This window comes from Exiguobacterium sp. N5 (genome assembly GCF_025842465.1).
In the GTDB taxonomy this organism is placed as follows: Bacteria; Bacillota; Bacilli; order Exiguobacteriales; family Exiguobacteriaceae; genus Exiguobacterium; species Exiguobacterium profundum.
The window spans coordinates 932,964-957,797 of sequence record NZ_JAPAEP010000001.1 but is presented as its reverse complement, the minus strand read 5'-3'; the positions used below and the strand labels follow the sequence as shown (position 1 = coordinate 957,797).

Here is a 24,834-nt window from a genome sequence, read left to right as displayed (position 1 = left end):
GAAGATGCCAGAAAAATAAGAATTCTGAGATGTATTTTTATCACGTAAACGTTCACAAAAAAGTGAATAAAAAATGAGGTCAGACATCTTCACAACAGTTTACATAAGTGATATGCTGTAAGCGTATTCAGGTGAAACAAGGAAGGAGGAGGGTATGATGCGTTCGCATATCGAGTCATTTCTTCAATACATGACAGTTGAAAAGCGGATGTCCGCGAATACGAGACAGGCGTATGCGAGCGATTTGACGCAGTACGCATCGACCTTGACCCAACTTGGGGTAGAAGAGTGGAATGAAGTGACACGTTCGCATATCGTCAAACATATCGAAGAACTGTCACAGGCGGGGCGTGCCTCGTCCTCATTAAGACGAGCTGTCAGTTCGATCCGGATGTTTCATCATCATCTCAAAATGACCGGAGTCACGACGACCGATCCGTCTCTTTACCTAGAATCTCCAAAAGCAGAAAAGCAACTTCCGGATACATGGTCACAAGCGGAAGTTGAACGTCTGTTGGACAGCGTCCCGACGTCGGACCCGCTCTCGTTACGAGACCGAGCCATGCTTGAATTGCTTTACGGGACAGGGATGCGGGTCAGTGAACTTTTAGGTTTGGATTTGGATGATTTGCAGTTCGAATTGGGGTATCTACAATGTGAAGGGAAAGGCGAGCGCGCACGAATCATTCCGGTATCCTCGGTTGCCCAAAGTTTTGTCGAGCGTTACATCCAACAAGCTCGTAACGGACTTGGCGGCAGAGAGACCGAAGCGCTCTTTTTAAACGGCAGAGGAGGACGGCTCAGTCGCCAAGGATTTTGGAAGATGATCAAACGACGAGCCAAACTTGCTGGAATTGACAAAGAAATCACACCGCACGTACTCCGTCATTCTTTTGCGACACACCTTCTCGAGAACGGTGCGGATTTACGCGCCATTCAACAGATGCTCGGTCATGCGGATTTAGCGACGACGCAAGTGTATACACACGTCAACAAATCACGATTGCATGATGTGTATCGTAAGCATCACCCTCGTGCCTAGACACCGAAAAGGAGGAATTTTTTGTGAAGAAGTTTAAACGTATTTTCTTAGTCGTCATGGACTCGGTCGGTATCGGTGAAGCACCAGATGCTGAACAGTTCGGTGACAAAGGGGCCGACACGCTCGGGCATATCGCGCGTGAACATAACGGATTGAACATGCCGAACATGGGTAAACTTGGACTTTCGAACATCAAGCCGATTCAAGGCATCGATGCATCGGATGCACCGAGTGCGTATGGTCGCATGGAAGAAATCTCAGCTGGTAAGGATACGATGACAGGACATTGGGAAATCATGGGTCTTCATATCGATACACCATTCCGTGTATTCGAGGAGTTCCCTGATGACTTGATTCACCGCCTCGAAGAGTTCAGCGGACGTAAAATCATCGGAAACAAACCGGCGTCAGGAACAGAAATTTTGGACGAACTCGGTGAAGAACATGTCGAGACTGGCGCTCTGATTGTCTATACATCAGCCGACTCAGTCCTTCAAATCGCAGCACACGAGGACGTCGTGCCGGTTGATGAGTTGTACCGAATCTGCGAATACGCTCGTGAAATCACACGTGAAGATCCATACATGCTCGGACGAATCATCGCTCGCCCGTTCATCGGGACACCAGGAGCATGGGTCCGTACGGCAAACCGTCACGATTACGCCTTGAAACCATTCGGCAAGACCGTCATGAACACGCTCGAGGAAGCTGGGAAAGACGTCATCGCATTAGGGAAAATCAGCGATATTTACGATGGTGAAGGTGTGACAAAAGCGGTCCGCACGAAATCGAACATGGATGGCATGGACAAATTGGTCGAGTCGCTCGAGGAAGACTTCGAAGGGCTCTGCTTCTTGAATTTAGTTGACTTCGACGCATTATTCGGTCATCGTCGTGACCCGGAAGGCTATGCGGTCGCGCTTGAAGAGTATGACGCTCGCTTACCGGAAGTGATGGAGCGCCTTCGTGAAGATGACTTGCTCATCATCACGGCTGACCACGGAAATGACCCTGTTCATGCCGGTACAGATCACACGCGTGAATACGTTCCGCTCATTGTTCATCACAACGGAGCGAAAGCGGTTGATTTAGGCATTCGTGGTACGTTCGCAGATATCGGTGCGACCGTCGCTGACAACTTTGACGTCGCGGCACCATCAAACGGAAAGAGTTTCTTAAACGAAATTTGAGGAGGCAATATTCATGGTAAATTGGAACGAAACAAAAGCGTTTTTGCAGGAGCGTATGGGCAGTACACCAGAAATCGGACTCATTCTAGGGTCGGGACTTGGAGTCCTCGCGGACGAGATTGAGAACCCGGTAGCGATTCCTTATGAGGAGATTCCACACTTCCCGGTATCGACTGTCGAAGGACATGCGGGTCAACTCGTGTTCGGTGAACTTGAAGGAAAACGAGTCGTCGCCATGCAAGGACGGTTCCACTTCTATGAAGGATACTCGATGGAACAAGTGACGTTCCCGGTTCGTGTCCTCAAATTGATCGGTGTCGAGACTCTTATCGTCACAAACGCGGCAGGAGCATGTAACGAGTCATTCAACCCAGGCGACTTGATGATCATCACAGATCATATCAACTTCTTTGGTACGAGCCCGCTCATCGGGAAGAATGCGAGTGAATTCGGGACTCGTTTCCCTGACATGTCAGAAGCGTACGATAAAGAGCTCGTGAAATTGACAGAACGTGTCGCTTCAGACCTTGGACTTTCTGTACAAAAAGGGGTTTACTTCGGTAACACAGGTCCTACGTACGAAACACCAGCTGAAGTCAAAATGGCCCGTCTTCTCGGTGGCGACGTCGTTGGTATGTCGACCGTTCCAGAAGTCATTGTCGCGCGTCATTCGGATATGCGTGTCCTAGGGATCTCGTGTGTCTCGAACATGGCAGCAGGCATCTTAGATCAACCACTCAACCATGAAGAAGTCATCGAAACGACAGAGCGCGTTCGTCAAGACTTCCTCTCTCTCGTACGTGGCACGATTAAAAGCATGTAAGTAACTTAATTTTAGGAGGACGACAGTTATGCGTATGGTCGATTTGATTTTAAAGAAACGTAACGGTGGAGAATTGAACGAAGAGGAGATTCGCTTCGTTGTCGAAGGTTTCACGAACGAATCAATCCCTGACTATCAGATGTCAGCCTTATCGATGGCCATCTACTTCAATGGGATGACTGAAAACGAGACGGCTGCATTGACGATGGAAATGGTGAAGTCTGGTGATACGATTGACCTTTCCAACATCGAAGGGAAAAAAGTTGACAAGCACTCGACGGGCGGCGTCGGGGACAAAATCAGCTTGATCGTGGCACCACTCGTTGCTTCAATCGGCATCCCCGTTGCGAAGATGAGCGGTCGTGGTCTCGGTCACACGGGTGGTACGATTGATAAGCTCGAATCATTCCCGGGGTTCAACGTTGAATTGACGGAAGAACAATTCACGAAACAAGTAAATGATATCAAAATGTCGATCATCGGTCAGACAGGGAACTTGACGCCTGCCGATAAGCGCTTGTATGCGCTCCGCGACGTTACGGCTACGGTCGAATCGATCCCGCTCATCGCAAGTTCAATCATGTCGAAGAAGATTGCAGCAGGCGCGGACAGTATCGTTCTTGACGTCAAGACAGGTTCTGGCGCGTTCATGAAATCGTTTGATGATGCGAAAGCCCTCGCGGAAGAAATGGTCGCAATCGGGAAAAACGTCGGACGTAAGACGGTCGCGGTCATCACAGACATGGACCAACCGCTCGGCTTTGAAATCGGGAACGCGAACGAAGTGAAAGAAGCGATTGAAGTCCTTTCAGGTAAAGAAGTCGAAGATTTGAAAACAATCGCTCTCACGATCGCTGGACATATGGCTGTCCTCGGTGAATTCTATCCAACGTTTGAAGAAGCATATGCCGATCTTGAGAAGCGCATTGCAGATGGACACGCCCTCGAGGTGTTCCGCAAGTTCGTCGAAGCACAAGGTGGCGACGCATCACTCGTCGATGATGTGACGAAATTACCACAAGCTTCATATGAGACGACATTCGTCGCAAAAGAAGCAGGTTATGTCGAGTCGATCATCGCAGACGAAGTAGGTGTTGCGGCGATGCTTCTCGGTGCAGGACGCGCGACAAAAGAAGACAAAATCGACTTTGCGGCAGGCATCACGCTTGAGAAAAAAGTCGGCGACCGTGTCGAGGTAGGCGATGTGATCGCGGTACTCCGTTCGAACATCGAAGACATGTCTTCAGCCATCGAGCGTTTAGACCATGCGTATACGATCGGTGCAACGAAACCAGAGGCCCGTCCACTCGTTCACGCGGTGATTCAATAAGGCAGAACGTCTGTTTCCACAAAAAAGTGGAGACAGACGTGTTTTTTTGATAAGATGGGTAATGTGAGTGTCAAACAGCAGGATACATATTATGAAAAAGGGGTTGCTTGAAACATGAAAAAAGGTTCTATGAAACTTGAAAATGGCGAAATGATTGAATTTGATTTATTCCACGGTGAAGCACCAATCACGGTCGAAAACTTCGAAAAACTTGCGAACAGCGGGTTTTACAACGGATTGACGTTCCACCGTGTCATCCCTGGTTTCGTCAGCCAAGGTGGTTGCCCACAAGGAACTGGAATGGGTGGCGCAGGCTATACGATTCCTTGTGAGACATCGACATCGTTCCCACACAAACACGAAGCGGGTTCACTCTCAATGGCCCACGCAGGTCGTGACACAGGGTCTTCACAGTTCTTCATCGTCCATGAGCCACAACCGCATTTGGATGGTGTCCATACGGTATTCGGTAAAGTGACATCTGGTCTTGAGCATGCCGTCAAACTTCGTCAAGGTACGAAGATGGCAGAAGTGAAGGTTTGGGACGAGAATTGATTTTTGCCTGAAGGGTATGGCACAATGAACCATGTCTCTCACGTGTTCACGTCGTGAAACTTGAATGACAAAAGGTGGTGAACCCAGCGATGCTGGTCAAATATAAACGTTCTTATGAAAAGACGGCGATGGGTCTACTCGCATTCTCATGCAGTGACAAATCTCCGCTAAGCTTGCTTGAACTCGTCCGATCGTATGACGAGGAGGAGTCGAAGTTCCTCTATTTGTGGAAAGTCGGTGAAGACTTCGTTGGTATCATTGGTATGGAGCAACAAGAAACGACAATGGTCATCGATCATATCGCCTTGTCGCCATCATTCCGTGGCGAGAAACGTTCTTACGAGCTTCTAGACGAGGTAAGAAACGTCCTTCCACTTGATTTGACGCTAACCGGTACAGGCAAGACGGGCGATTTATTGGATAAATGGAATCAATTAGTCGTCTGACGATACAAACCCCTGCAATCACGACCCTGTGACTGCGGGGGTTTTGCATATTGCATGGAGTAAATCACAAACCCTTTAAATGAGGTGGATTCATGAATCGAGTAACAATTGATGAACTGATCAATCGAATGGAGCAAGTGCTCAGGCAAGAACGAACGCGAGAAGAAATCTCTGATTGGGCACATCAGTGGATGGAACAGTATGAAAATATAGATGGATTTGATTGGACAGCTTCTGACGAGGTGGTTTGGTCCTGCTTACAAACGATAGTTGGCATGGATTTACTTGAAACCCCTTCTGAATATTTACATGATCGGAGCGATCTCGAGAGTTGGGTGATGGCGTTTAAGAAGTTAAAAAATCATCATTGATCATGAAAAGGAGACTTCTTGAATCTTGACGTCAACTTCTGGCACGTTGCCTTTTTAAAAGTGCCAACTCCCGTTCCGTGATGACCTCACTCCGGTCACGGTGCAGATGCTTGTGGACCAATTGCTCGAACGCTAGGTCCGTCGATGGAAACGTCGATTTTAGGGATTCGACCGTCTCACGGACATCTGATTGCAATGGAATCGTCGCGCGAAGCGGCCATTCCTCGAGTTGTGCGATGAAGGAGTCGACATCTAGACCGAGTTCATTCAAATAGGGAGAAGCGATGTCAATCTTTCGACGTAAGAGTCGCAAGCTCTTTTTCGCGCCGATGAGATTGTCTCGTCGTAAATGATAGTGGATGACGGCGTATTGGATGAGTGCCGCATAGCCGTGGTGACGGCGTCCGTCTGCCTGCCACGCCTCTTCTAATACCTCATGACATTCGAAATAATCGGCATGACATTCAAAAAGCAACGTATAATGAATAAAAGGGGTCATGAATCAATTTTCTCCTTTCGTGTCCACGGTGTTATAAAACATGTTATACTAAAGCGCAAAAATGTAAAATGGCAGGTGTCTCTATGGAAGCCTATAACGTTAAAATTGATACGTTCGAAGGTCCACTCGACCTGTTGCTCCATTTGATTGGAAAAATGGAGATTGATATCGTCGACATTTCCGTGGCAGAAGTCACTGACCAGTATGTCGGCTATATTCGCACGATGCAAAAATTTGAACTCGATGTGGCCAGTGAATACTTGGTCATGGCGGCGACGTTGCTCCAATTGAAGAGCAAGCAATTGTTACCGCCAGTTTCGGTCGAGGATGAAGAGGTTCCAGACTTCAGTGAGGAACCGACGCGTGAAGGTCTCATTCGTCAATTGATTGAATACAAAGCATATAAAGAAGCGGTCGTCTTCATGCGTGAACAAGAAGAACACCGTCTTGAATTGTATACGCGACCGGGTGAAGATTTGACGACGTATATGTCTGAAGAGGTGTCTAAGTATGACGGTCCACTCAACTTCTCCGATCTATTGCACGCCTATTCGAAGATGATTGAACGGAAACGTTGGAAAGAACGACGCAAAAAGACGATCAAGCGGGAAGAGCGTACGCTTGAAGAACAGATGACGCGTCTTCATGAACACGTATCGTCGACGAGACAAACATCGTTTTTCGCCTTTTTTGTCGAGCAACCGAACGTCTCAGATCTCGTCGTGACGTTTATGGCGCTTCTTGAGCTGATCAAGCTACGGGTCGTCGTAACAAAACAACTAGACCAAGATATTCAAATCTCATTCATTGAATCATCAAAGAAAGGGGATGAAGCGGTTGCTGTCTTATGAGACGATTATTGAAGGATTGCTGTTCGTCGTCGGTGATGAAGGGATGGAAGTACGAGCGCTTGCCGAGACGCTCGATATCTCAGAAGCTGCGGCACGAGAACAGCTCAGTAAGCTAGAGACATCGTTCAAGTCATCGAATCGACCGTTTCAGCTCATGGAATCGGCAGGTGTCTACAAGCTCGTGACCGTTCCGGACGTCTCTCCGTACATTCAAAAATATGTCGGGACGATGGCTGAGCAGGCGCTCTCACGTGCAGCGATGGAGACGCTAGTTATCATCGCCTACAAACAGCCGGTCACACGAGCGGATATCGAAGAGATTCGCGGAGTCAAAGTCGAACGGGTCATCCATACGTTGTTATCGAAAGGATTGATCGAATCGGCTGGTCGTGCGAAGACGATTGGTCGTGCCAAGCTGTATCGTACGACAGAGCACTTCCTCGACCATTTCGGGTTCAACTCGCTCGAAGAATTGCCACCATTAACATTTGAGGATGAACTGACAGACGAAGGCGATTTGTTCTTCGGTCAGGAATCACCGAAGCAAGAAGAGAGATTGGAGAAGGATTAATCATATGGAACGTTTGCAAAAAGTAATCGCACAAGCGGGGGTCGCCTCGCGTCGGAAAGCGGAAGAAATGATTTTGGATGGTCGCGTCCGCGTGAACGGAAAAGTCGTCCGTGAACTCGGGACGAAAGTTGGACCGAAGTCAGAGATTGAAGTCGATGGCGTCAAAATCGAACAAGAAGAGCACGTCTACTATTTGCTTTATAAACCGAGTGGCTACGTATCGACGGTCGATGACGACAAAGGTCGTAAAGTCATCACAGACCTCGTCCCACCAGGAGCACGGGTATTCCCGGTCGGTCGTCTTGACTACAACACGACGGGGCTCATCATCTTGACGAACGATGGCGAGTTCTCGAACATGATGACACACCCGAAATATAAAATTCAAAAGCGCTATGTGGCAAAAGTGAAGAATATCCCATCTTACTTGGCCATCAAACAGCTTGAGTCTGGTGTCGAACTCGATGACGGATTTAAAACGGGAAGTGCGAAAGTGAAGATGAAGTCTGTAGACCAGAAGAAGAACACAGCCATCCTCGAAATCGTCATCTCGGAAGGTCACAATCGTCAAATCCGTCGGATGGTGGAAGCCATTGGTTCAGAGGTCATCAAACTGAAGCGTGAACAGTTCGGTTTCTTGACGCTCGACGGTCTGAACACGGGCGACTGGCGTGAACTTTCACACAAAGAAATCAGTAAGCTTCGTGAACTTGCGAACCCTACCGTTCCACCGAAACCACGAGGCAAAAAGAAGAAAAAATAACAACAAAAAATCGTCCTGAAATAGGATGATTTTTTTGATTGTGTAGATTGTGTGACAAAAAAATGAAAAAAGTCTGTTAATGTGCGTTTTTAATGTTTTTTCAGTACAATAGCAACTGAAGGATGGTGTGAAAACGATGACAAAAGATCAACAAAAAGACGACCGGATGGAACAAGCGGTCGCAAAAAAGAAAAAGAGGTCATTTTGGCGGATGATGATCATGACGGTCGTTCTCTTCGCGGGAGCGGTTACGATCATGCAAACATTCGACCAAGCGGGTAATGATGGACGCATCGAGGCGGGCGACGAGGCACCGAACTTCAAGCTCGTCACACTCGACGGTTCGACCTTGTATGAGCGAGATAACTACGAAGGGAAAGGGATGCTCTTGAACTTCTGGGGTACGTTCTGTGAACCGTGTAAGAAAGAGATGCCGGTCGTACAAGAAAACTATGCGACACTTCAAGACATGGGTGTCGATTTTTGGGCCGTGAACGTCGGAGAGACACCGCTTCGTGTCGATAATTTCATCAACGACCTTGGTGTCGGGCTCGACTATCCGATTTTGATGGATACCCAGAGCGAAGTCGAAGGAGCGTATGGCATTTATAACCTACCCGTCACATTCGTCATCGATGGTGAAGGGAACGTAATTGAAAAGTATGAAGGTGAACTCACGAAAGAGAAATTGATGGAGCTAGCCGAGAAGTCATTGTAAGCGAACGGGGGACGCACAGATGCTAGATATGAAATACGAAGGCGCTGATTTACGGTCGAAGCGTCGTCCGAAATCGATCATTGACCGTGTGTGGAACTTCTTTGCATCGGTCAAAGTGGGGTTGTGGTTAATTGCATTGATTATTGTCGGTTCGGCAATCGGAACAATCTTTCCTCAAGAGATGTACATCCCACAACAATTACCGCCTGAACAATATTATATGGAGGAGTATGGAACACCGGGTTCTATTTATTACGCCCTCGGATTCCATAACCTATACACATCGTGGTGGTACATCGGTCTGATTGTCATGTTGACGCTCTCACTCGTCGTCGTGTCGATTGACCGTGGGGTTCCGCTCTATAAGGCGCTTAAAAAACAACCGGTCAGACGGACAGAACGTTTTATGAAGGGGCAACGTCTCTTCGGACAAGGTGATGGGACGGAGGCTCAAATTGACGAGATCGCAGTCGCACTTAAAAAGAAACGATATACCGTCAAACGGGACGGCGATGCTCTGTTAGCAGAGAAACACCGGTTTGGTCGTTGGGGTCCGTACGTCAACCACCTCGGACTTGTCATCTTCTTCCTAGGGGCGATGCTGCGAGTGTTCCCTGCATTCCATACGGATACGCTCGAATGGGTGCGTGAAGGCGAAACGGTGTCGCTAGAGGCGACTAACGGCGAGTACTACTTAAGGAACGACCAGTTCATTCTTGAAATGTACGACCCTGAGAACAATGAAGAGGACGCGAAGTTCGCGGCCGCCATTGAAAAAGCAGGAGCCGTTCCTAAAAATTATGAGACAGAGTTGACGTTATTCAAAAAGACGGGAACGAACGAGGACGGATCGCCGCAACTCGAGCAAGTCGATGTCGGTTCGACGAAAGTCAACCACCCGTTTAAGTTCGATAAATTTGAAGTGTATCAGGAACAATATTCAAGTCGTCCAGAGTTCTTATCGATGTCGTTCATGTTGGCCGATAAAGAAACCGGCGACGAATATGGTCCGTTCAAAGTTGATTTGGAGAATCCGGAAAAGTCTTATGAGCTCGATGGGGTCACCGTCACGTTGAAAGATTTGTATCCAGACTTTGAAGTGAAAGATGGACAACCGAATACGAAATCACCACGTGCACTGAATCCTGCCTTCTTCTTCAACGTTGAATCACCTGAAGGAGAAACGGAGTCGAATTTAATCGGCATTCGTCTGAATGTCGCTGATGAAGAGAACCGCTACGATGTCCAGTTTGCAGGTACAGAGATGGCGAGCACGAGTGGTTTACGTGTGAAGAGTGACTCCACCTATCCGATTTTGATCGTCGGTGCCACGATCTTTATGATCGGTATTGCGATGGGCATGTACTGGCCACACCGTCGCGTTTGGATCCGTCGTCATGAAGAGGGCGTGCTTGTCGCCGGTTTTACGAATAAAAACCCGTCCTCGCTCCGTCGTGAAGTGTCGCCGCTATTAGAACAAACTGGCTTACCGATGTGGGAAGACCAGGCGAGATTCACAGAGAAGTCGGAGAACGAGTCAACAGATGAAAGAGGGGAATCTTGATGGAATGGATTGAATGGAGCAGCCGAATGCTGTTTATCGCGTTCTTCCTGTACGCAATCTCGACGGTTCTCTTTACGATTGCCGTCAGTGGTATGCGTAAAGATCGAAACGTCAACCGTGTTGCCTATGGGAAATACGCCTTTATCTTGGCAATCATCGGCTTTGTCGCTCAAATGACATATTTCTTTATGCGCTGGGCAGGTGTCGGCTATGCGCCGGTATCAAACTTGTACGAATATACGACGTTCTTCGGTATGATGATGGTACTTGGGTTCCTCGTCGTATATGGAATTTATAAAAATGATGTACTCGGCTTGTTCGCGATGCCGGTGGCGTTACTCGTCATCGCCTTCGCTTCAATGTTCTCGAGTGAGGTCGCACCGCTCATCCCGGCACTCAACAGTGTATGGCTGAAAATTCACGTTACGACGGCTGCGCTCGGACAAGGGATTTTGGCCATTAGTTTTGCATCGGGCCTCATTTTCTTATTGAACGAAACATCGATGAAAGAACAGTCTAAGTCACGGACGTGGCTCGAAGTGACGATGTTTGTCCTCATGTGCACGCTCGGCTTCATCATCGTCTCGATGTTATTCAAGGGGATTGGTGCCGGAGGTGTCGTCGAGTTCACGAACGACCGCGGTCAAGCGGAGACGTATGAATATTTCATGCCGATCTTGTTCGTCCCAGAAGGTGCACAACTCGTGTCTGGCGCGAGTGGCTTGTCACTCGAGCTCCCGAACTGGATCAATACACTCAAGTTGAACACGCTCATCTGGTCGGTCATCGGCGGAATTGTAATCTATGTGTTGCTCCGCTTTGTCATCTTGCGTAAACGCGTCGCTGAAGCGCTCCAACCCCTTGCAAAAAAAGTCGATCTCGACCTTGCTGATGAAATCAGCTATCGCTCGGTCGCGATTGGATTACCGGTCTTTATCCTTGGTGGTCTGATCTTTGCGATGATTTGGGCACAGATTGCCTGGAACCGTTTCTGGGGATGGGACCCGAAAGAAGTTTGGGCCCTCATCACGATGCTGATCTATATTTACTACTTGCATATGCGCATTCAGCGTGGCTGGACAGGAACGAAAGCGGCCTGGTTATGTGTCGGTGGATTTGCCATCATCATGTTCAACCTCGTCTTCGTCAACCTGGTCATTGCCGGTCTGCATTCGTATGCCTGACATAAAAGAAGTCACAATTGTGACTTCTTTTTCATTTGGTCCATCAAATCATCGTTGTGAAGCGAAATAATAGAGTGGTATAGTTATGGCAGAGAGTGGAATGTTCACAATTGTGCAACATTCGCTACAACTCGTAATGGGTCTTAGGAGGGTTTCAGGTATGGCTGAGAAAACGAAGATTTTAGTAGTCGACGACGAGGAGAGAATTCGCCGACTTTTGAAAATGTACTTAGAACGTGAACAGTATGTGATTGAAGAAGCGGTCAATGGCGAAGAGGCGCTCGCGCTTGCCCTTGATAACGAATACGACGTGATCTTGCTTGATTTGATGATGCCAAAGATGGATGGGGTTGAAGTATGTACAGAACTCCGGAAGACGAAAGCGACACCGGTCATCATGCTCACGGCGAAAGGTGAAGAAATCGACCGTGTCCAAGGATTCGAAGTCGGGGCGGATGATTATATCGTCAAGCCGTTCAGTCCGCGTGAAGTCGTGCTCCGCGTCAAAGCATTGCTTCGCCGCTCTGGTTCGACGAAGTTCATGCACACGAGTGAGAAGTCGAAGGATTTGATCGTCTTCCCACATCTGACAATCGATAATGATGCACACCGCGTCACGGTGGACGGCGAGGAAATCGCCCTCACACCAAAAGAATATGAGTTATTGTTCTTCCTCGCAAAACAGGTGGATAAAGTCTTTTCACGAGAGCAGTTGTTAAAAGAAGTATGGAACTACGAATTTTTCGGAGACCTTCGGACCGTCGATACGCATGTGAAACGTCTTCGTGAGAAATTGAATCGTGTCTCACCGGACGCGGCGCATATGATCACGACCGTATGGGGTGTCGGGTACAAGTTCGAAGCTGCCAGTGAATGATGATTCGTCGAAACAGCATCGTCACGAAACTGTGGCTGACGATTCTCGTTTTGGTCAGTGTCATCTTATTCATCGTCTCGGTGTTGATGCTTGAATTTTTTAATTCCTTTCATATCGACCAGGAACGAGGCCATCTTGCCAAGCTCGGTGGACAGGTCCAATCGGTTTTGTTGAATGAAGGTGACACGTCCCAGACGATTGATCAAATCATCGAAGTGTACGGGGCTAACTATATCTTAGAGAACGGGACGACCCGATCGAATTTTGGAAATCAAGTGGATGGTTTGATGGTGGAACTTGAACGACAGGATTGGGAAACCTATCAGGCGGTCGGTGAGACGGCCATCGGGAATTTCTCATCTTTTGACGACCAGGCCGCATTAGCGTATCGGACGACCTTCTCCTTATCGACAGGACAGTATACGCTCTACCTGCTCGAACCGCTCGATGCGATCTCGAGTGCGAACGCGGGAGCACGGACCATCATTCTTTGGACCGTCGCTTCGGCCATCATCGTCACGACCGTCTTCGCTTTCTTCTTGTCGACACGAATCACGGCACCGCTCCGAGCGATGCGGGATGCAGTCAATAAGACGGGAGAGGGGCAATTTGATTTGCGTTTGGAGACGAAGACACGGGATGAGATTGGAGGACTCGCTGCTTCTTTCAACGCAATGAGCAGTCAGCTTTCGAAGTATGTGAATGCCCTTGACCGGGAACGGCTGCAACTTGCGTCGATTCTTCGTTCGATGGCAGACGGTGTCATTACACTCGATCGTCATGCGAACGTGATTGTCACGAACCCGCAAGCGAGTCCATTACTTCAAGATGGGCAACCACATGAAGTCGTATTGTCTCTTTATGACGAAGTGATGGAGGGGACGTCTGAAAAGACGATCGAAGTGAAACAGGATGAGCGGTACTATACACTGACAGTCACACCACTAGTCGGAGAAGACGATTTCGAGGGTGCTGTCGTTGTCATCCGGGATACGTCAGAAAGTCATCGACTCGATAAGATGCGGACCGATTTTGTGGCGAACATTAGCCATGAACTCCGGACACCGCTCGTGACGCTTCAAGGGTATTCAGAGGCAATCATCGATGGCATCACTGAGAGTGACGAGGCGACGAAAGAGTTCGCCTCCATCATCTATGATGAATCGCTCCGCTTGGCAAGACTCGTCAATGATTTGTTGGATTTGGCACGCATCGAATCGGGTAAAGAGACGATGCATTTCACTTCGTTTGATATCGGTGATTTCTTGCCCCGAGTCATGCGAAAGTTCAATCAGATGGCATCTGAAAAAGAGATTCGTTTACAGACCGACGCCCCGCACCGTCTCATCGAGGCGGATGGCGATCGTCTCGAGCAAGTGTTCACCAACTTGATTGGAAATGCTATCGCGCATACCGATTCTGGAGAAATTCGGATTGAGGCCACAGAAGAGACGGACGGGCTACGGATTCAGTTGACGGATACAGGTCATGGAATTCCAAAAGAGGATTTGCCGTTCGTTTTCGAGCGATTCTATAAAGCCGATAAAGCCCGGACCAGTGGTTCGAAGACAGGGACAGGCATCGGACTCGCGATCGTGAAGAATGTGGTCGATGCCCATCACGGAAAAGTGAGCGTATCGAGTACACTCGGGGTCGGAACCACCTTCGAGATTTACTTACCATTTGAACAACCACACAACTCGTAATGGTGACTCGCTTGAGTCACCATTTGTGGCATTTTAAGGGGGGAGTCGAATGAAACGTTATACACGAACGGGCGACAAGGGTGAAACATCATTAATCGGTAGTCGTGTCGAGAAATCCCATCCTCAGATTGAAGCGATGGGTCATCTCGATGAGTTGAATAGTCAGATTGGACTCGCCATCGCGCATCAAGAGGATGAGACGCTCCGAATACAGCTGACGAAGATTCAGCACGACTTGTTCGACCTCGGTTCGGAGCTGATGTATGCTGAGGCACCGCCAAAAATGGTCGATTTGTCAATCGTGACGGAACTAGAACGATGGATGGATGAGTGGGAGGAGTCCTGTCCGGAACTTGTGCGCTTCATCCTTCCGGGCGGCAGCGTTGCCGCAGCTAGCTTACATGTGGCTCGTGCCGTCTGTCGACGGGTCGAGCGTGACTTAGCGGCTCTCGGAGTCGCAGACCGGCAATTGCCTTACTTTAACCGCTTGAGTGATTATTTATTTACGGTTGCCCGTTACGCGAACGTCGTGGCAGGGGTGCCGGATCAAGAATATGCGCGCGGCGCTGCCGTGTTTCAACCAAAACGAAAAAAGGAGTGATCGGCAGATGAAAGGAATCGAACAGTTCCAACATCAATTGCACTACTCGGTCTATCCGACCAAAAAATTTAAAACGACGACTTGTCTCGTGTCATTCGCCGCTCCATTATCGGCGGAGACGGTCGCAGATCGGGCATTGCTCCCGTTCATTATGGAGAAATCGACGGCAACGTATCCATCCATTGAGTTATTTCACACACCGCTAGAGGAGTTGTATGACACAAACTTATATGCTGGTGCATCTAAGATCGGAAAGGAGCACGTCATCCAATTCCAACTCGAAGTCGTCAACGATCATCTTGTCGGAGAAGACGTATTGAGTCAGGCAATCGAGTTACTCGAAGACGTTCTCCTTCGTCCGAACGCATACGATGGGGCGTTCCAGCCACTTATCGTCGAGCAGGAACGTCGATTGCAACGTCAGCGTATCGAATCGGTCTATGATGACAAAATGCGTTTCGCCCAACAGCGTCTACAAGAAATGCTCGGAGGAGAACTTGCGATTCCGTCACTCGGTACGCTTGAGCAACTCGACCATGTCACACCGAAATCATTGTATGAGGCATATCAATCGATGATTCAACATGACCGTGTGGACATCTATGTTGTCGGGGATGTCAATCGTGAGCAAGTCGAACAGGCTTTCAATCCATTGGAATCCCTTGGGACACGTCGACCACGCCTGTTACCAGAAGCGAGTCGAGGAGAGTTCAAGCGTTTGGAAGAACACCAAGACATTAAACAAAGCAAGCTCCATCTCGCTTATTCACTCAATGTCGACCCAAGAACGGAAGCGGCGATTCGTATGCAAGTCGTGAATGGATTGTTTGGAGGATTCCCTCACTCGAAACTGTTCATGAACGTGCGTGAAAAAGAGAGCCTGGCGTACTATGCCGCTTCACAATATAGTTCCCTCAGTCGGAAGTTGTTCGTCTATGCCGGCATCGATGCGTCGAACCAGCAAAAAACCGAACAGATCATCGAAGAGCAATTGAACGCTTTACAAGCGGGCGAGTTTGAGGATGAGACGTTGCAACAGACGAAAGAGTTGTTGTTCCATCAACGTCGACAACTTGGAGACAGTCCACGTCAATTGATTGCTTGGATGAGTGGAGCAGACGTTCGTCCGTTCTCGTTAGACGAAGAGATGGCAATCATTGAAAACACGACACGAGATCATGTCGTTGCGCTTGCGAAAGAAATGGAACTCGAAGCGGTTTATTGCTTGAAAGGAGGAGAAGCATGAAATTAGACTTTCCTAACGTCGGAGAGACGTTACATCATCACGTTCTCGACAATGGCCTCTCCGTTTACTTGTTGAAAAAGACTGGATATGAAAAAACATTCGCGACGTTCACGACTAAATATGGATCGATTGACCGACGCTTCAAACTAGAAGACTGGATCGAGGTTCCCGATGGTATCGCACATTTCTTAGAACATAAGATGTTCGAGAAAGAAGATGGTGACGTCTTCCAACAATTCGGTCGTCAAGGAGCGTCAGCGAACGCTTTCACTTCCTTCACACGGACGGCTTATTTGTTCGGTGCCACGTCCAAGATTTCGGAAAACGTACAAACGCTACTTGATTTCGTCCAGACTCCTTATTTTACGAAAGAGTCGGTCGAGAAAGAGAAAGGCATCATCGGTCAAGAAATTCAAATGTATCAAGACAATCCGGGATGGCGCTTGTATTTTGGTTTAATTGAGGCGATGTACGAGACACATCCCGTCAAGATTGATATCGCAGGTACAATCGAATCGATTTCAAAGATCACGGCGGAAGACTTGTACACCTGTCATCAAGCGTTCTATCATCCGAGCAACATGGCATTGTTCGTCGTCGGGAACATCGAACCGGATGAGATGCTTGCGTTGATTCGAGATAACCAAGCAGGTAAATCTTTTGAGACACCACGATTGAGTGCTCGTGAGACAGTATATGAGCCGACCACGGTTCGTCTGTCAGAACGGGTCATCGAGATGGACGTCTCTGTACCGAAAGTCATGATTGGGTATAAGGATGTACCACAAGCTGGGGAAGCAGGTCTGAAGCAAGAATTGACAGTAGAATTGCTCATGCATGCGCTCTTCGACACGACAGCTCCTCTTTATACAGAACTTTATGCTGAAGGATTGATTGACGATGCCTTCTCGTTTGACTATACGTCAGAGGAAACGTTTGCCTTTGCCGCCTTGTCGATGGAGACGTCGGAAGTAGATGCGTTTGTCGGCCGTGTGACGGAGGCGTTAGAACGTCCACTTCAGTTGAGTCAAGAGACGCTCGACCGGAAGAAACGCATGATGCAAGGGCAGTTCTTGAAAGCATTGAACTCACCGGAATTCATCGCAAATCAGTTCTCTCGATATGCACTCAATGATGGGAATTTGTTTGAAATCCCGACTTTGATTGATGCCATCACACTCGACGAACTATACGAAGCATACGAGCGCTTGTTCCGCCATGAACAACGAACGGTATGCATCGTCAAAAAACCATGAAGACATTGATTGTTGGAGCGAGCGGTACCATCGGACGTGCCGTCTCGCTCGCTTTTCGTGAAGATGAACTGATTTTGCATGCGAACGAGGGTAGTGAAAAACTCCGTCATTTGATAGATGAAGAGAATCTTTCGGCAGAAATTCTCCCTTGTGACCTAACAGACCGTGACGCTGTTGAGTCGTGGGTGCAGGATATGCTGGACATCGACCGAATTGTATATGTGGCCGGACATGCGCTCCATGGTCTCGTCGTCGACCAGTCGATGGATGATCTCGACCGGCTGTACGATGTACATGTTCGGGCAATGATCCGACTCATCCAGTCCGTCGTTGCAAGGAAGCCTTACGATCATCACGTGGATATCGTGATTGTCTCGAGTGTATGGGGAGAGGTCGGTGCGGCGGCTGAGGTGTTTTATTCAACCGTCAAAGCGGCACAGCTCGGCTTCGTCAAGGCGTTCGCACGAGAAGCCGGACCGTTCAATGTTCGAGTCAATGCGGTGACCCCGGGGTGGATTGATACGCCAATGAATGATACGGTAGAAGAGTCGAAACAATCCGTGATCGATGACATTCCACTTGGACGTCTCGGTGCGGCAGAGGACGTGGCCAACACGATCCGTTTCTTGTGCTCACCGGACGCCTCGTATATGACGGGCACGGTGATACGCGTCGACGGCGGTTGGCAATGATCCGATTTATGTAAATAAACCTGTTCTTTTCAATTCTTCTAAAATAATTTAAAATAGGCAAGGTAGCGAACTCGCTCGAAAGGATGGTTGGGGATGGAACATAAATTCGAAGAGTGGTATCTCGAATATGAATTGTGTCAGAATCGACCGGGTATCCTCGGAGACATCGCATCTCTCATGGGGATGCTTCAAATCTCCATCGTCACCATCAATGGGGTCGATTTGCAGCGACGGGGAATGTTGCTCAAAGCACCTGCCGCCGATCATGTGCATCGACTCGAGCATATTTTAAAGCGGATGGAAGCTATTGCCGTCATCAAGTTGCGCCGTCCGAAGTTACGAGACCGGATTGCAATCCGTCACGGTCGTTATATCGACCATGATAGTGATGACAAAAAAACGTTTCGCTTCGTCCGTGAAGATTTGGGCATTCTCGTCGATTTCGTTGCGGAACTGATGAAGGAAGAACGCCATTTGTTAATCGGTGTTCGTGGAAATCCACGCGTCGGAAAGACGGAGTCCATCGTAGCAGCGAGTGTGTGTGCGAACAAACGATGGTTGTTTCTTTCCTCGACACTGATGAAACAGACCGTTCGGACCTCATTATTTGAAGAGGAACGGGAAGGCGATCACGTATACATAATCGATGGTGCCGTCTCTACCCGAACGATGGATGAACGACATCGCCAGCTCATTCGTGAAGTCATGCGGTTGCCGGCCGTGAAAGTCATCGAACACCCTGACCTGTACGTCCGAAACACCGATTGCGTGTATGAAGACTTTGATTATATTATTGAATTGAGAAACAATCCGGATGAGACAATCATCATCCCACAAGAAACGCATCGTGAGTCAGAATGGTTTGAATAATTATGTGAATGGAAGGTGTGGACCCCTGTGACAGAACTAGGGACTTTTTTGAAACAAAAGCGTGAGGAGAGCGGATTGACGCTCGACCAAATCCAGCAGACGACGAAGATTCAAAAGCGCTATATCATCGCAATCGAGGAAGGTGATTACAAAAATCTCCCTGGCTCTTTTTATGCACGGGCGTTCATTAAGACGTATGCGGAGTCGCTCGGCCTAGATGTGGATGAATTATACGAGACATATGCAAAAGATTTACCGGTCATCGAGGCACAGCCGTCTGTTCAACTCTCTCGGAAGAAAACGTATTCGAAGGCTTCCGAGTCGACAAGTCGGGTCTCGAGATGGGTTCCGAAAGTTCTCCTCGTTCTCACGGTCTTCTTGCTCATCACCGCGATTTATTTCGCAGTGAGAAGCATCGACTTCGGTGGTCAGGATGCAAGTCCTGCCGAACCGCCAAGTTCTGGTGTCACAGTCGACCAGAATGAGGATGTCCCGGCTGATGAACCGGTCGAGGAGGAACCGACTGAAGAGGAGCCGACCGAAGAAGAACCGCCAGCGGAATCTGGTCCGATTGCGGTGAAGGAGTCGAATGGGGCAGATATCACTTATGAACTCGCGACGAACGAGAAACTGTCGACCGAGATTTATGTGAAGGAGTCACCTGCCTCTTACGTGGGTGTTCGTGATACGTCGTTAGAAGGAGCCTTTCTCGCACCGGAATATCCGAACCAGTCGAAACAGAATCCGATTGTCATTGAAGATGCCGAGACGGACACATTGCGTATTCGAATCGGACTCATCGCAGGCGTTGAGAAAATCGTCGTCAACGGTCGTGAGCTCGAGCTTCAAGAGTCTCCGGTCACACAAAATATTTTTGTAAAGAGAGTCGACGCCGAATAAGTCGACTCTCCTTCTAAGAGGAGGCGTTCTATATGAACCTACCTAACCGATTGACGATGCTACGCGTGGTCTTGATCCCCGTATTCGTCGTCTTACTCGCTGTTGATTTTGATTGGGGAAACATCGCTTTTTTAGGCGCTGATATCCCGATGCACCAATTTATCGCTGGTGTGATTTTTACGATTGCGGCCATTACAGACTGGTTAGACGGACATTTGGCCCGTAAGCATAACTTAGTCACGAACTTTGGTAAATTTATGGACCCGCTCGCAGATAAACTGCTCGTCACGGCGGCCCTTGTGTTGCTCGTTGAGATGGATCTCGTCGCGGCGTGGGTCGTCGTCGTGATTCTATCACGTGAATTTGCGGTTACAGGCTTACGTCTCGTCGCTGCCGATGAAGGGATTGTCGTCGCGGCCGGGAAATCTGGAAAAGCGAAGACGTGGGTGCAGCTCTTTGCCATCATCTTCTTACTGTTCGGTAACCCGATCTTTAGCTATGTCGGGATCCCGTTTGGCGAATGGGCGATGTGGTTGGCGCTCGTACTTACAATTTACTCAGGTGCCGAATATTTCGCACAAAACTATAAGATTATTGTGAAGTCGATGTAAGTCGACAAAGACGAGTTGGTTGATCTAGCTCGTCTTTTTTTTGAAGTTGAGGAGGAAATGAGATGAAACGAGCCGAAATCATTGCGGTAGGAAGCGAGTTGCTCTTAGGGGAAATCGTCAATACGAATGCGAGTTACATATCAGAACAACTGTCGAAGTACGGTGTGCCGGTCTTGTATCATCAAGTTGTCGGGGATAACGCGGTACGAATGCGAGAGACGTTTGAAATCGCCCGTCGTCGTTCCGACTTTGTCATCGTCACGGGTGGACTCGGTCCGACGGCGGATGATGTCACAAAGACAGTCCTTTCCGACTTACTAGACCGTCCGATCGTTCGGGATGAGGAAGCGTATGAGACGATTCAACGATTCCTCGTGTCACGAAATCGATTGATGAATGATGGGGACGCTCGCCAAGCCGACGTGCTCAGCGGAGCCGACGTATTACCAAATCCGGTCGGGCTTGCCCCGGGCATGTGGATTGCCGGAGATACGACGTGGTTGCTTTTACCGGGTGTGCCACGTGAGATGAAAGCATTGGTCGAGGCGGCGTTTCCTAAGAAACTATCAGGAGCGACGCTCGTCTCAGAATCATTACGGTTTTATGAGATTGGAGAATCCGCTCTCGATGATGCCGTGAAGGACTTATTGGATGGTTCGAATCCGACCGTTGCCCCCTACGCCGAGACGGGAGAGGCAAGACTTCGGATCAGTGCTCGAGCGACGGACGAGGTGACCGCGCGTCAGATGATTGAAGAAGTGAAGACTGAAATCCTGAAACGGGTCGGTTCGTACTACTTTGGCTCTGACGATGAGACGATTGCATCACACCTTGTCCAATCATTGTCTAGATTGAATCGAACATTCGCTGTTGCTGAGTCGTTGACCGGCGGTGAGGTACAATCGATGGTTACATCAACACCTGGCGCTTCAGTCGTCTTTCTAGGTGGAGTCGTGACCTATTCGGATGAGCTAAAAAATAGGTATTTAGGGGTCTCGCTTGATACAATTGAACAGCACTCAGTCGTCTCAAAAGAAGTTGCCTATGAGATGGTGGACGGATTGTCAAAGACCACCCATGCCGACTATGCCCTCTCTTTCACGGGAGAGGCAGGACCGACATCGAATTCGGGTCGTCCGATCGGTACGGTCTATATCGGAGTGAAGACACCAAACGGAATAGAGGTCATCGAGCGGACGTATCCCCATCAAGAACGGAATATCATCCGCATGCGAGCCGCGAAGGACGGATTATGGGCTCTCATTCAACGAATCAAAAAAGGCGAATAAATGTTCGTAAAAAACTTGTGTATCGTACAGTGTTCACGTATAATAAGAGTATCAATTAAAGGAGGCTCATTTATCTATGAGTGATCGTAAACAAGCGTTAGAAATGGCATTACGCCAGATTGAAAAACAATTCGGTAAAGGCTCAATCATGCGCCTTGGTGAAAATACAGACCAACAAGTATCGGTCATCCCTTCAGGGTCAATCGCCCTCGACGTCGCGCTCGGTGCGGGTGGATATCCACGTGGTCGTGTCATCGAAGTATACGGACCAGAATCTTCAGGTAAGACGACGGTTGCCCTTCATGCGATTGCAGAAGTCCAAAAGCGTGGCGGTCAAGCAGCATTCGTTGATGCCGAGCACGCACTCGATCCGAAGTATGCTAAAAATCTTGGGGTCAACATCGATGAGTTGCTCCTTTCACAGCCGGATACTGGGGAGCAAGCGCTCGAAATCGCTGAAGCGCTCGTTCGCTCGGGAGCAGTTGATATCCTCGTCGTCGACTCGGTTGCGGCACTCGTACCGAAAGCCGAAATCGAAGGGGAAATGGGAGACTCGCACGTCGGTCTTCAAGCTCGTTTGATGTCTCAAGCACTTCGTAAGTTGTCTGGTGCGACGAACAAGTCGAAAACGATTGTCATCTTCATCAACCAAATCCGTGAGAAGATCGGGATAATGTTCGGTAACCCGGAAACGACTCCAGGGGGCCGTGCCTTGAAATTCTACTCTTCTGTACGTCTTGAAGTTCGTCGTGCGGAGACGCTCAAACAAGGTCAAGATATGGTCGGGAACCGTACGAAGATCAAGATTGTAAAAAACAAGATTGCACCTCCGTTCAAAACAGCGGAAGTTGATATTATGTATGGTGAGGGGATCTCGCGTGAAGGGGAACTCATCGATATCGGTGCAGACCTCGACATCGTTCAAAAGAGCGGAGCTTGGTACTCGTTCAATGAAGAACGTCTTGGTCAAGGCCGTGAAAACGCCAAGCAATACATGAAAGAAAATCCAGCAATCGCAGCTGAGGTCGAACAACAGATTCGAGATCACTACGGATTGAATGGAGAAAAAACGGTCACGGTCGAAGGCGAAGACGACGAAGTCCTCTCACTTCTCGATGACGAATAAGCACATCGTCTCACTCGAATTCTTTCGAGTGAGATTTTTTTAGTATAATTTTTTAGGCAATTGGTAGTTCTATCCTGTCCGTGCATTGCATTCTCCCTATTAAATAAGTACAATAAAGTTATGCGCGGGCTTGCCCGTGTATCTCACTTATTAAAAAAATAAAATAACCTTGCGAAAGGGAGGTGAACATGATGGAATGGCTATACTGGCTTATTCTGATCCTCCTTTTGCCGATAGCTTTTGTTGCAGGTTTTTTTGTGCGTAAATCGATCGCCGAAGCGAAGATTCAAGGTGCCGAGACGGAAGCGACTAAGATTGTAGAGCAAGCAAAACAACAATCGGAAGCGATGCAAAAAGAAGCACGGCTTGAAGTAAAAGAAGAGATGATTCAACTTCGTAATGAGACGGAACAAGAATTGCGTGAACGTCGCGAAGAACAGAAAGTGAAAGAGAATCGCCTCGTTCAAAAGGAAGAGCTTCTTGACCGCAAAGCAGACATGCTCGAGCGGAAAGAAGACTCGCTAGATGAACAGGAACGAGGACTCGAAAAACGCAAGCGTGAAGCAGAAATGCTCGAAAGCAAAGTGGAGGAGTTATACGAAGAGGCACGCCGAGAACTTGTACGCGTGGCATCCCTCTCGAAAGATGAAGCACGTACCATCATCATGGACGAAGCGAAGCAGGAAGCGCTTCACGATGCTGCTCTCCTTCAAAAAGAAATCGAGCAAAAAGCAAAACAAGAAGCGGATAAAAAAGCGAAACACCTCTTATCTCTCACGATGCAACGATATGCAGCTGAACATGTCGCCGAGACGACGGTATCCGTTGTCAACTTACCGAGTGATGAGATGAAGGGTCGTATCATCGGGCGCGAAGGACGTAACATCCGGACGCTCGAAACGTTGACTGGGATTGACCTCATCATCGATGACACACCAGAAGCCGTCATCTTGTCAGGGTTCGACCCGGTTCGTCGTGAAATCGCGAAGATGACGCTTGAAAAACTCGTTCAAGACGGTCGGATTCACCCCGCTCGAATTGAAGAAATGGTAGAGAAGTCTCGCCGTGAAGTGGATGAACGCATTCGTGAATACGGGGAGGAAGCTACGTTTGAAGCCGGAATTCACGGACTCCATCCAGACCTTGTCAAGACGCTCGGTCGCATGCGTTATCGTACGAGTTATGGTCAGAACGTCTTGTCTCACTCGGTTGAGGTGGCACATCTTGCCGGGATGATGGCAGCCGAACTTGGTGAAGATGTCACGCTCGCGAAACGGGCAGGACTCTTACACGATATCGGGAAAGCAATCGACCACGAAGTCGAAGGTAGTCACGTTGAAATCGGTGTAGAACTCGCGACGAAATACAAAGAACATCCGGTCGTCATCAATTCGATCGCTTCCCACCACGGGGACGTCGAGGCGACATCGACGATTGCTGTACTTGTGGCAGCGGCTGATGCCTTGTCAGCAGCGCGTCCTGGAGCTCGCCAAGAGACACTTGAAAGCTACATCCGTCGTCTTGAGCGACTCGAATCAATCTGTGAGTCGTTCGAAGGTGTCGAGAAATCGTATGCGATTCAAGCAGGACGTGAAGTTCGGATTATCGTTCGCCCTGATGTCGTTGACGATGTCGTCGCCGGTAAGATGGCACGTGATATTTGTAAGCGAATCGAGGACGAACTCGATTATCCTGGACAAATCAAAGTGACGGTCATTCGTGAAACACGTTCCGTCGATTATGCGAAGTAAAC

Annotated in this window: 26 protein-coding genes; 25 read left to right on the top strand and 1 reads right to left on the bottom strand. The window is 48.7% G+C overall.

The annotated features are described in order from the left end of the window. The first annotated feature begins 157 nt into the window (after nt 1–157). The 7 genes from xerD (at nt 158) to OKS35_RS04920 (ending at nt 5,757) form a co-directional block, all read left to right on the top strand. Entirely contained in the window at nt 158–1,042 is an 885-nt protein-coding gene (gene xerD, locus OKS35_RS04950) for a site-specific tyrosine recombinase XerD (RefSeq protein ID WP_167365518.1), read from the top strand. 23 nt (nt 1,043–1,065) lie between these two features. Next, on the top strand, nt 1,066–2,232 hold the full coding sequence (deoB, locus tag OKS35_RS04945) for a phosphopentomutase (protein WP_264092604.1): 1,167 nt from the start codon (nt 1,066–1,068) through the stop codon (nt 2,230–2,232). Nucleotides 2,233–2,245: 13 nt separating this feature from the next. Next, a complete protein-coding gene (locus OKS35_RS04940; protein WP_012726501.1) occupies nt 2,246–3,055 on the top strand; it encodes a purine-nucleoside phosphorylase in 810 nt (269 codons plus the stop codon). A gap of 28 nt (nt 3,056–3,083) precedes the next feature. Beyond that, entirely contained in the window at nt 3,084–4,385 is a 1,302-nt protein-coding gene (locus OKS35_RS04935; RefSeq protein ID WP_074036810.1) for a pyrimidine-nucleoside phosphorylase, read from the top strand. Nucleotides 4,386–4,499: 114 nt separating this feature from the next. Continuing rightward, the gene (locus tag OKS35_RS04930) at nt 4,500–4,940 is read left to right on the top strand and encodes a peptidylprolyl isomerase (protein ID WP_074036812.1); all 441 of its coding nucleotides are present in this window, start codon (nt 4,500–4,502) and stop codon (nt 4,938–4,940) included. Between the two features lie 89 nt (nt 4,941–5,029). Next, complete coding sequence (locus OKS35_RS04925) at nt 5,030–5,386, top strand: GCN5 family acetyltransferase (protein WP_074036814.1); 357 nt, start codon at nt 5,030–5,032, stop codon at nt 5,384–5,386. 92 nt (nt 5,387–5,478) lie between these two features. Then, nucleotides 5,479–5,757, top strand: a complete 279-nt coding sequence (locus OKS35_RS04920) for a hypothetical protein (RefSeq protein ID WP_214781377.1) — start codon at nt 5,479–5,481, stop codon at nt 5,755–5,757. Nucleotides 5,758–5,788: 31 nt separating this feature from the next. Here the strand turns inward: OKS35_RS04920 and OKS35_RS04915 are convergent, their stop codons facing one another. Next, nucleotides 5,789–6,256, bottom strand: a complete 468-nt coding sequence (locus OKS35_RS04915) for a DUF309 domain-containing protein (RefSeq protein WP_214781375.1) — start codon at nt 6,254–6,256, stop codon at nt 5,789–5,791. Nucleotides 6,257–6,339: 83 nt separating this feature from the next. On the opposite strand from OKS35_RS04915, the gene OKS35_RS04910 reads away from it, so the two are divergent. From OKS35_RS04910 to rny, 18 genes are all read left to right on the top strand, one after another. Then, nucleotides 6,340–7,107: a segregation/condensation protein A gene (locus tag OKS35_RS04910; protein ID WP_264092603.1), complete on the top strand. Its 768-nt coding sequence runs from the start codon at nt 6,340–6,342 to the stop codon at nt 7,105–7,107. Next, a complete protein-coding gene (scpB, locus tag OKS35_RS04905) occupies nt 7,085–7,678 on the top strand; it encodes an SMC-Scp complex subunit ScpB (protein ID WP_074036818.1) in 594 nt (197 codons plus the stop codon). The genes OKS35_RS04910 and scpB overlap by 23 nt, the downstream gene beginning before the upstream one ends. A 4-nt stretch (nt 7,679–7,682) precedes the next feature. Next, complete coding sequence (locus OKS35_RS04900) at nt 7,683–8,441, top strand: pseudouridine synthase (protein ID WP_012726494.1); 759 nt, start codon at nt 7,683–7,685, stop codon at nt 8,439–8,441. A gap of 136 nt (nt 8,442–8,577) precedes the next feature. Continuing rightward, nucleotides 8,578–9,159 (top strand): thiol-disulfide oxidoreductase ResA, encoded by a 582-nt coding sequence (resA, locus tag OKS35_RS04895; RefSeq protein ID WP_047795228.1) that lies wholly within the window; start codon nt 8,578–8,580, stop codon nt 9,157–9,159. Between the two features lie 19 nt (nt 9,160–9,178). Further along, nucleotides 9,179–10,723 carry a cytochrome c biogenesis protein ResB gene (locus OKS35_RS04890; RefSeq protein ID WP_078147051.1) on the top strand — a complete coding sequence of 515 codons (1,545 nt, stop codon included), beginning with the start codon at nt 9,179–9,181 and terminating at the stop codon, nt 10,721–10,723. Beyond that, a complete protein-coding gene (gene ccsB / locus OKS35_RS04885; protein WP_031423441.1) occupies nt 10,723–11,907 on the top strand; it encodes a c-type cytochrome biogenesis protein CcsB in 1,185 nt (394 codons plus the stop codon). Before OKS35_RS04890 ends, ccsB begins: the two co-directional genes overlap by 1 nt. A gap of 160 nt (nt 11,908–12,067) precedes the next feature. Beyond that, nucleotides 12,068–12,784, top strand: coding sequence for a response regulator transcription factor (locus OKS35_RS04880; RefSeq protein ID WP_147538010.1), 717 nt, complete (start codon nt 12,068–12,070; stop codon nt 12,782–12,784). Continuing rightward, nucleotides 12,781–14,490 (top strand): ATP-binding protein, encoded by a 1,710-nt coding sequence (locus tag OKS35_RS04875; protein ID WP_264092602.1) that lies wholly within the window; start codon nt 12,781–12,783, stop codon nt 14,488–14,490. Before OKS35_RS04880 ends, OKS35_RS04875 begins: the two co-directional genes overlap by 4 nt. Nucleotides 14,491–14,539: 49 nt before the next feature. Next, a complete protein-coding gene (locus OKS35_RS04870; RefSeq protein ID WP_012726488.1) occupies nt 14,540–15,091 on the top strand; it encodes a cob(I)yrinic acid a,c-diamide adenosyltransferase in 552 nt (183 codons plus the stop codon). Nucleotides 15,092–15,098: 7 nt separating this feature from the next. Further along, nucleotides 15,099–16,337, top strand: coding sequence for an EF-P 5-aminopentanol modification-associated protein YfmF (gene yfmF, locus OKS35_RS04865; protein ID WP_196430829.1), 1,239 nt, complete (start codon nt 15,099–15,101; stop codon nt 16,335–16,337). Next, nucleotides 16,334–17,593: an EF-P 5-aminopentanol modification-associated protein YfmH gene (gene yfmH / locus OKS35_RS04860; protein ID WP_074036828.1), complete on the top strand. Its 1,260-nt coding sequence runs from the start codon at nt 16,334–16,336 to the stop codon at nt 17,591–17,593. Before yfmF ends, yfmH begins: the two co-directional genes overlap by 4 nt. Continuing rightward, nucleotides 17,572–18,285: an elongation factor P 5-aminopentanone reductase gene (ymfI, locus tag OKS35_RS04855; RefSeq protein WP_264092601.1), complete on the top strand. Its 714-nt coding sequence runs from the start codon at nt 17,572–17,574 to the stop codon at nt 18,283–18,285. Before yfmH ends, ymfI begins: the two co-directional genes overlap by 22 nt. Before the next feature lie 93 nt (nt 18,286–18,378). Then, a complete protein-coding gene (locus OKS35_RS04850; protein ID WP_012726484.1) occupies nt 18,379–19,155 on the top strand; it encodes a YmfK family protein in 777 nt (258 codons plus the stop codon). Between the two features lie 27 nt (nt 19,156–19,182). After that, nucleotides 19,183–20,055: a helix-turn-helix domain-containing protein gene (locus OKS35_RS04845; RefSeq protein WP_078147046.1), complete on the top strand. Its 873-nt coding sequence runs from the start codon at nt 19,183–19,185 to the stop codon at nt 20,053–20,055. A 32-nt stretch (nt 20,056–20,087) separates the two neighbouring features. Next, entirely contained in the window at nt 20,088–20,666 is a 579-nt protein-coding gene (gene pgsA / locus OKS35_RS04840) for a CDP-diacylglycerol--glycerol-3-phosphate 3-phosphatidyltransferase (protein WP_074036832.1), read from the top strand. A gap of 62 nt (nt 20,667–20,728) precedes the next feature. Then, nucleotides 20,729–21,955, top strand: coding sequence for a competence/damage-inducible protein A (locus tag OKS35_RS04835; protein ID WP_264092600.1), 1,227 nt, complete (start codon nt 20,729–20,731; stop codon nt 21,953–21,955). A gap of 76 nt (nt 21,956–22,031) precedes the next feature. Next, nucleotides 22,032–23,081, top strand: coding sequence for a recombinase RecA (recA, locus tag OKS35_RS04830; RefSeq protein WP_012726480.1), 1,050 nt, complete (start codon nt 22,032–22,034; stop codon nt 23,079–23,081). 188 nt (nt 23,082–23,269) lie between these two features. Further along, a complete protein-coding gene (gene rny / locus OKS35_RS04825; protein ID WP_035387855.1) occupies nt 23,270–24,832 on the top strand; it encodes a ribonuclease Y in 1,563 nt (520 codons plus the stop codon). The last annotated feature ends 2 nt before the right edge of the window (nt 24,833–24,834 follow it).

Bases quoted from the DNA above. Each gene is read 5' to 3' on its own strand.
- OKS35_RS04875 (WP_264092602.1), top strand. From the start codon at position 12,781: ATGATGATTCGTCGAAACAGCATCGTCACGAAACTGTGGCTGACGATT.
- ymfI (WP_264092601.1), top strand. From the start codon at position 17,572: ATGCATCGTCAAAAAACCATGAAGACATTGATTGTTGGAGCGAGCGGT.
- OKS35_RS04940 (WP_012726501.1), top strand. From the start codon at position 2,246: ATGGTAAATTGGAACGAAACAAAAGCGTTTTTGCAGGAGCGTATGGGC.
- OKS35_RS04920 (WP_214781377.1), top strand. From the start codon at position 5,479: ATGAATCGAGTAACAATTGATGAACTGATCAATCGAATGGAGCAAGTG.
- xerD (WP_167365518.1), top strand. From the start codon at position 158: ATGCGTTCGCATATCGAGTCATTTCTTCAATACATGACAGTTGAAAAG.
- OKS35_RS04890 (WP_078147051.1), top strand. From the start codon at position 9,179: ATGCTAGATATGAAATACGAAGGCGCTGATTTACGGTCGAAGCGTCGT.
- OKS35_RS04930 (WP_074036812.1), top strand. From the start codon at position 4,500: ATGAAAAAAGGTTCTATGAAACTTGAAAATGGCGAAATGATTGAATTT.
- yfmH (WP_074036828.1), top strand. From the start codon at position 16,334: ATGAAATTAGACTTTCCTAACGTCGGAGAGACGTTACATCATCACGTT.
- OKS35_RS04935 (WP_074036810.1), top strand. From the start codon at position 3,084: ATGCGTATGGTCGATTTGATTTTAAAGAAACGTAACGGTGGAGAATTG.
- OKS35_RS04870 (WP_012726488.1), top strand. From the start codon at position 14,540: ATGAAACGTTATACACGAACGGGCGACAAGGGTGAAACATCATTAATC.
- resA (WP_047795228.1), top strand. From the start codon at position 8,578: ATGACAAAAGATCAACAAAAAGACGACCGGATGGAACAAGCGGTCGCA.
- scpB (WP_074036818.1), top strand. From the start codon at position 7,085: ATGAAGCGGTTGCTGTCTTATGAGACGATTATTGAAGGATTGCTGTTC.
- rny (WP_035387855.1), top strand. From the start codon at position 23,270: ATGATGGAATGGCTATACTGGCTTATTCTGATCCTCCTTTTGCCGATA.
- OKS35_RS04850 (WP_012726484.1), top strand. From the start codon at position 18,379: ATGGAACATAAATTCGAAGAGTGGTATCTCGAATATGAATTGTGTCAG.
- OKS35_RS04915 (WP_214781375.1), bottom strand. From the start codon at position 6,256: ATGACCCCTTTTATTCATTATACGTTGCTTTTTGAATGTCATGCCGAT.
- ccsB (WP_031423441.1), top strand. From the start codon at position 10,723: ATGGAATGGATTGAATGGAGCAGCCGAATGCTGTTTATCGCGTTCTTC.
- recA (WP_012726480.1), top strand. From the start codon at position 22,032: ATGAGTGATCGTAAACAAGCGTTAGAAATGGCATTACGCCAGATTGAA.
- OKS35_RS04925 (WP_074036814.1), top strand. From the start codon at position 5,030: ATGCTGGTCAAATATAAACGTTCTTATGAAAAGACGGCGATGGGTCTA.
- OKS35_RS04900 (WP_012726494.1), top strand. From the start codon at position 7,683: ATGGAACGTTTGCAAAAAGTAATCGCACAAGCGGGGGTCGCCTCGCGT.
- OKS35_RS04910 (WP_264092603.1), top strand. From the start codon at position 6,340: ATGGAAGCCTATAACGTTAAAATTGATACGTTCGAAGGTCCACTCGAC.
- pgsA (WP_074036832.1), top strand. From the start codon at position 20,088: ATGAACCTACCTAACCGATTGACGATGCTACGCGTGGTCTTGATCCCC.
- yfmF (WP_196430829.1), top strand. From the start codon at position 15,099: ATGAAAGGAATCGAACAGTTCCAACATCAATTGCACTACTCGGTCTAT.
- OKS35_RS04880 (WP_147538010.1), top strand. From the start codon at position 12,068: ATGGCTGAGAAAACGAAGATTTTAGTAGTCGACGACGAGGAGAGAATT.
- OKS35_RS04835 (WP_264092600.1), top strand. From the start codon at position 20,729: ATGAAACGAGCCGAAATCATTGCGGTAGGAAGCGAGTTGCTCTTAGGG.